The organism is Dietzia sp. SLG310A2-38A2 (genome assembly GCF_014145095.1).
Taxonomy (GTDB): domain Bacteria; phylum Actinomycetota; class Actinomycetes; order Mycobacteriales; family Mycobacteriaceae; genus Dietzia.
Window position 1 is genome coordinate 1 of record NZ_JAALDX010000491.1, and the last position, 6,565, is coordinate 6,565.

Consider the following 6,565-nt stretch of genomic DNA (forward strand, 5'->3'; position numbering starts at 1 on the left):
ACCTCGAGCCCCTGCGGACGCGCGCCGGGATGCTCACGCCCGCGGCGGACAAGGCCGAGCGTCTGGACACCGACCTGGCCGCGGGGTTCGACCCCGGTCCGGTCCGGGTGGTCGACGTCACCGTCATGGTGCCCGCCGCGGTCGCCGCGGACCTGGCCCTCATGGGGCCCAGTGGTGTCCACCTGGACCGGACCGGCGTCGAGCGGGACCTAGGGGCCGGTGACGGCCCGATCCGCGTCCACGTGGAGGTGCGGGCCTTCCGCAGGTCTCTACAGGAGTGAGGCGTACATCGCGTGGGTCTGCTCGGCGATCGCTTCCCACGCGAACCGGGTCCGGGCGCGCTCCTGCCCCGCGCGGCCGTAGCCGGCGGCCTTTCCGGGATCAGCCACCAGGTCGTTGACCGCGGCCGCGAGACCCGCCTCGAAGGCGTCCGGGTCCGACTCGTCGTAGTGGACGAGGGTGCCGGTCTCGCCGTCGACGACGACCTCCGGGATCCCTCCGACATCGGAGGCCACGACGGCGGTGTCGCACGCCATGGCCTCGAGGTTGACGATTCCGAGGGGTTCGTACACCGACGGGCACGCGAACACCGTGGCGGCGGAGAGGATCTCGATGACCTCCTCGCGCGGCAGCATGTCGCGGAGCCAGAAGACGCCGTCGCGAGTGGACTGCAGTCCGGCGACCAGGGTTTCCATCTCGGCTGCGATCTCGGGGGTGTCCGGCGCGCCGGCGCACAGGACGAGCTGGGCGTCCGGGTGGAAGTCGCGGGCGGCGCGGACCAGGTGGGGCACACCCTTCTGCCGGGTGATGCGTCCGACGAACGCCACGATCGGACGGTCCGGGTCGACACCGTGCCGACGGAGGACAGAGTCCTCCCCGGCGAACGTCTCGACCGGCGACCACACCGAGGTGTCGATGCCGTTGAGGATCACGTGGATCCGGTCCGGGTCGATCTCGGGGTACACGCGCAGGATCTCGTCCTTCATCCGCGCACTCACCGCGACCACGGCGTCCGCGTGCGCGAAGGCGTTGCGCTCGGACCAGGACGAGACGCGGTAACCGCCACCGAGCTGCTCGGCCTTCCAGGGGCGGCTGGGCTCGAGCGAGTGCGCGGACACCACGTGGGGGATTCCGTAGAGCTGCCCGGCGAGGTGGCCGGCCAGGCCCGCGTACCAGGTGTGTGAGTGGACGATGTCCGCTCCCTCCGCCGCGACGCACATGCGCAGACCCGCGGACAGGGTCTTGATCGCCGGGTTGGCGTCCTCGCCCAGCTCCGGATCGGGCCGGAACGCCCGTGCGGTGTCCCGGTCCGCGCCCATGCACAGGACGTCGACCTCACACAGCGGCCGCAGTGTGGCCACCAGTTCGGTCACGTGGACCCCCGCCCCGCCGTAGACCTCCGGCGGGTACTCCCTCGTCATCATCGCTACTCGCACACCGGTCAACCTAGCCGTCCCGGGCCTCCCCGGGACCGTTGCGGGTGAACCCCGCCCGACCACGGGGTGTCCGTATGGGGCGGTGCGGGGGCAAGTCCCGCGATGGACCGTGGCCGCGGCCCGGAAGTCGTTACGGTGGGAGGTGTGAGGAATCAGCCGCACGTCCTAGCAATCGTTCTCGCCGGTGGCGAGGGCAAGCGACTCTTCCCGCACACGGCGGACAGGGCCAAACCGGCGGTGCCGTTCGGAGGGTCGTACCGACTCATCGATTTCGTGCTGAGCAACCTCGTCAACGCCGGCTTCATGCGGATCTGCGTCCTCACGCAGTACAAGTCGCACTCCCTCGACCGGCACATCTCCCAGGTGTGGCACATGAGCGGGATGGGGGGCGAGTACATCACCCCCGTTCCCGCGCAGCAGCGGCTCGGGCCGCGGTGGTACACCGGATCCGCGGACGCCATCCTGCAGTCGCTGAACCTGGTCTACGACGAGAAGCCGGATCACATCGTGGTCTTCGGCGCGGACCACGTGTACCGCATGGACCCCCGCCAGATGCTCGACCACCACATCGCCACGGGGGCCGCGGTCACCGTGGCCGGGATCCGCGTCCCGCGCAGTGAGGCCTTCGCCTTCGGCTGCATCGACGCAGGGGACGACGACCTGATCCGGGACTGGGTCGAGAAGCCCTCTGATCCGCCGGGGACGCCGGACGACCCGGATGCGACGTTCGCCTCGATGGGCAACTACATCTTCACCACGGACGCGCTCGTCACGGCCCTCAAGGCGGACGCGGAGAAGCCGGATTCCACTCACGACATGGGCGGGGACATCATCCCCGCGCTGGTGGAACAGGAGCGCGCGTACGTGTACGACTTCGCCCGCAACCGGGTCCCGGGCGAGACGGAGCGCGACCGGGGGTACTGGCGGGACGTGGGGACCATCGACGCGTTCTACGACGCCCACGTGGATCTGGTCTCCGTCCACCCGGTGTTCAATCTCTACAACAACCTGTGGCCGATCCGGACCCAGCAGGACAACCTGCCGCCCGCCAAGTTCGTCAACGGTGGCATGTCCCAGGAGTCGATGGTGGGGGCGGGGACGATCATCTCCGCGGCCACTGTGCGCAATTCCGTGGTCTCGAACAACGTGGTCGTCGAGGACGGCGCCGTGGTGGAGGGCAGCGTGCTGATGCCCGGTGTGCGGATCGGTCGGGGCGCCGTGGTGCGCAGGGCGATCGTGGACAAGAACTCCTCGATCGGTCCGGGCGACGTGATCGGCGTGGACCACGAGCGCGACCGCCTGCGTTTCCCCATCAGTGCGGGCGGTGTGGTGAGCGTGTCCAAGAACTCTGTCACCTCGCTGCCCGGCTGAACGCGAGCCGGGTCCGGTCGGCCGCTCGCCGGCTCGATGTGTGCCGGTTCAGAGGGCGATGCGGGCCGGTTCAGAGTGCGACGACGGTCAGCCCGCCGCCGACGGGCAGCATGGTGACGTGCGCGTGCCCGGGCAGGTCCGCGTCCTCCGGCAGCGGTGCGTGCTCTCCGATCAGGACCAGCGCGCCACCGGAACGCAGCAGTTGGTGAGCCCGGGACACCACCCGGGAGACCGAGTGCGCCGGCACGTCGGCGACGAGCAGGTCGTAGGCGCCGTCTGCGAGCTTGTCGGCCACCTCCAGTGGCCGTGCCGCGATGTAGCGGGCGGCGGACGCGGGGTATCCGGCCGCACGGAGGGCGGTCCGGGCCGCCTCCAGGTGATGAGGGTCGTCGGTGATGCAGGTGACCACGGTTCCGGACCCCTGACCGGCTGCGGCCAGGATCGCCAACGCGGGCACACCGGGGGCGGGCGAGATGCACACCGCGGCGCGGGCCCCGGTCAGCCGGGCGACCAACCTGATCGCCTCGGCCGTCAGCGCGTCCGGCGAGGCGGCGCCCAGTTCGGCCGCGTCCGCACGGGCGGGGGCATAGAGCGAGTCATCGACCAGATCGGTGCTTCGGCGCGCGAGGTCGGTGAGCCGGGAACGGTCGGTGGCGGGGACGTCAGTCGAATCGGACACCTGAGCAGCGTATCGCCGCGCACGCGGACGACGTGTCCAACGCGCGGTGATCGGATCGGTATGAGACTCTCAGGGGGATCTCAGTACGGGTATACCGTAAGGACAGCCCGATGAGAGAGGGTGGGCACACGCCGCTCCACGAGGGGGCGACGGAACACCGCGCGGGCGACTTCCGAGGACCCCGCGCCGGAAGGCGGCGGCAGCGCATGTACTCGCAGACAGTGCACGAGACGTCGATCGCTCCCGGGGGTGACCACGGTGAGGCGGTCGGAACCGCCCGCTTCGACGCGAGTGGCGACGCCGCCGACATGCCCACCTGGTCGCAGCTCGTCGCCCAGCACGGCGACAGGGTCTACCGACTGGCATTCCGACTCTGCGGCAACGCCCACGACGCGGAGGACATCACCCAGGAGGCGTTCATCCGGGTGTTCAGGTCCCTGGACAAGTACAAGCCGGGCACCTTCGAGGGATGGATGCACCGGATCGTCACCAACCTCTTCCTCGACATGGCGCGGCGGCGGTCACGCATACGCTTCGAGGCGCTCCCGGAGGACGCCGAGCGGGTGCCGGGCCGCGAACGCAGTCCGGAGCAGGTGCTGTCCGAGGAGACCTTCGACCCGGTGCTGCAGACCGCCCTGGCCAACCTCTCACCGGAGTTCCGCGCGGCGGTGGTGCTGTGCGACATCGAGGACCTCAGCTATGAGGAGGTGGGCCGGATCCTCGGGGTCAAGATGGGGACGGTCCGAAGCCGCATCCACCGAGGACGTTCGGCGTTGCGGGCCGAACTCGAGGCAGCCGGCGTGACCGGGGTCCACCAGGGTATCGACTGAATTCCCGGAATCTCCCGGGAACCACCTGCGCATCCCGCGCGTTGATCACCCCGGACCAGTAGGACCTGGCCCCGAGGGCAGACGGACGAGGAGGGGCGAGGGTGGACCGACACCGATCAGGACGCGGATCCACTCCCGAGTACCGGTTGTCGCGGGACTCGGTCCGTGAGGTCGCCGGGAGTACGCCACCCCCTCGAGCCGAACCGCACTTCCTCTCCACCGACCACCTCTCCACGGAAGCGGCGGCAGCGTACGTGGACGGCTGCCTTCCGCCCGCGGGCCAGGTCCGCGCGGACGCCCACCTAACGCTGTGCCCGCAGTGTCGCCGCGAGGTGGCCGAACAGCAGGACGCACGTCGCGCTCTCCGCGGATCCGGGCCGATCCACATGCCGGGCGATCTGCGGGAGCGCCTCCGCCTCCTCGGGGAAGGGCCGGCCCAGGAACCCCCACGGGCCACCTCGTCCCCGTCGGGAGGCAGGTGGTCGAGGCTCCTACGCCGCCTTCGTTCGTCCGGCCGTTAGGCTGGGTCGCGTGGAGGATGAGACTGGTGTGCCCGGACCGGCGGAGCGGGGCGTCGACCCTGACCGCCCGCTTCGCGAGCCGGCCCCGATCTACAAGCCCGTCGTGGACGAGGCCTCCGCCGAACGCTTCTCCCGACCGGACGGGGTGATCGGGGGATCCGACCCCCGTCGCCCCCCGGTCCCGGTCGATCACTCCGCTCCGGACCGACACTCCGGCGCGGCGGACGATAGCGACGCCGACCCGGCACTGGCCGCCGCGTTCGGTCCGTCTGGTGACACCGTCGGGGGTATCGAGCGCCACCCGACCTGGCAGGACCAGGTCGAGGTGCCACAGCCCGCTCCGCCCGACCCCTGGCGGGATCCCCACTCGCCGGTGGGGTTCGGAACGCCCGCCCTGCAGGCGGTGGACGAGCCCGGATCGGAGGATCTGTCCGGTGCGGACGTGCCCCCGCCGCCGAGACTCTCGCTCTCCGAGGCTCTGTTCGAGCGGCGACTGAGCAGGCAGGCTCTCGCAGGAACAGCCGCCGCCGTCGCCGTCATCGCCCTCGTGGGAGGAGGGATCGGCGCGGTCGTGGCCGATTCCGCCCGTGTCCTCACCACGTCGACGGTCCGCATCGCCGACGCGCCGGCGAACGTCATCCGGCCCGACAACCCGGTCGGTGAGGTGGCGCAACGGGTCCAACCGGCGGTGGTCCACATCCAAGTCTCCACGGCCTCGGCCCGGGGTGAGGGCTCCGGCATCGTCATAGACCCGCAGGGTTACATCGTCACCAACAACCACGTCGTCACCATGGATGGCGCCGCGGACAGGGCCGACATCGACGTCGTCTTCCCGGACGGGTCCAGGGCATCGGCCGAGTTGGTCGGCCGCGATCCGGCGACCGACCTGGCGGTGCTGAAGGTCGACGACGTCCAGAACCTGACCGTCGCGACCCTCGGCGATTCCGATCGGGTGCAGGTGGGGGAGCAGGTCGTGGCCATCGGGTCGCCCCTCGGCCTGGCCCGGACGGTCACCGAGGGCATCGTGTCGGCCACCCAGCGGCCCATCGCGCTGGGGGAATCGACATCCGACGGGGACGTGGTGATCGACGCCATCCAGACTGACGCGGCCATCAATCCCGGCAACTCGGGAGGTCCGCTCATCGACGCCAGCGGGGCGGTGATCGGAATCAACACCTCGATCTTCACCCAATCCGGTGGATCGATCGGGCTCGGGTTCGCCATCCCCGTCAACGATGTGCGCGACATCGCCACCTCGCTCATGAGCGAGGGATCCGTTCGTCACGCGACCATCGGTGTGAACGCACGCAAGGCGGAGAACGGCAACGTGGAGGGTGCGGAGCTCGTCAACGTGCGTGAGGGGTCGCCCGCACAGGAGGCCGGGCTCCGTGAGGGCGACGTGGTGACGAGCGTGGGCGAACGCGGCGTCCGGTCCTCCGACGAGCTCATCGTGGCCGTCCGACGGGCGGGCGCGGACGTCGACGTGCCGGTCGAGGTCATCCGCGACGGTGCACGGATCGAGGTGACCGTCCGCCCCGCACTCGCCTGATGCGGCCGGGGCCGGCACGGTCGGGACGGGACGGTCGACACGGCGGTGGCCCGTCGCCCGAGGTCGTGGTGCCGGTGGGCGCCGGGACGACGTATCCTCGGAGGCGATGTTCACAAACGTGGGGTGGTCCGAGCTCCTGGTGCTCGGCGTAATCGCGCTCGTGGTCCTGGGGCCGGAGA

6 protein-coding genes and 1 pseudogene are annotated in these 6,565 nt (G+C 70.6%); 5 read left to right on the top strand and 2 right to left on the bottom strand.

Going from position 1 to position 6,565, the window contains the following annotated elements:
• Positions 1-281, top strand: a pseudogene (locus tag G6027_RS15885) (methyltransferase type 11); the annotation flags it as partial.
• Here the strand turns inward: G6027_RS15885 and glgA are convergent.
• Positions 270-1,436, bottom strand: a complete 1,167-nt coding sequence (gene glgA, locus G6027_RS15890) for a glycogen synthase (protein ID WP_346995773.1) — start codon at positions 1,434-1,436, stop codon at positions 270-272. The pseudogene G6027_RS15885 and the gene glgA overlap by 12 nt on opposite strands.
• A 144-nt stretch (positions 1,437-1,580) precedes the next feature.
• Between glgA and glgC the strand changes: the two genes are divergently transcribed.
• Entirely contained in the window at positions 1,581-2,807 is a 1,227-nt protein-coding gene (gene glgC, locus G6027_RS15895) for a glucose-1-phosphate adenylyltransferase (protein WP_182638010.1), read from the top strand.
• 70 nt (positions 2,808-2,877) lie between these two features.
• Here glgC and G6027_RS19535 read toward each other — a convergent pair whose 3' ends face one another.
• On the bottom strand, positions 2,878-3,486 hold the full coding sequence (locus tag G6027_RS19535) for a class I SAM-dependent methyltransferase (protein ID WP_182638011.1): 609 nt from the start codon (positions 3,484-3,486) through the stop codon (positions 2,878-2,880).
• 206 nt (positions 3,487-3,692) lie between these two features.
• On the opposite strand from G6027_RS19535, the gene sigE reads away from it, so the two are divergent.
• The 3 genes from sigE to G6027_RS15915 all read left to right on the top strand — a co-directional run bounded on the left by sigE (position 3,693) and on the right by G6027_RS15915 (position 6,386).
• Positions 3,693-4,316 (top strand): RNA polymerase sigma factor SigE, encoded by a 624-nt coding sequence (sigE, locus tag G6027_RS15905; protein WP_182638012.1) that lies wholly within the window; start codon positions 3,693-3,695, stop codon positions 4,314-4,316.
• A gap of 254 nt (positions 4,317-4,570) precedes the next feature.
• Positions 4,571-4,837 (top strand): hypothetical protein, encoded by a 267-nt coding sequence (locus G6027_RS15910; protein WP_346995775.1) that lies wholly within the window; start codon positions 4,571-4,573, stop codon positions 4,835-4,837.
• Between the two features lie 10 nt (positions 4,838-4,847).
• Positions 4,848-6,386, top strand: coding sequence for a trypsin-like peptidase domain-containing protein (locus G6027_RS15915; protein WP_346995774.1), 1,539 nt, complete (start codon positions 4,848-4,850; stop codon positions 6,384-6,386).
• Positions 6,387-6,565: the final 179 nt, after the last annotated feature.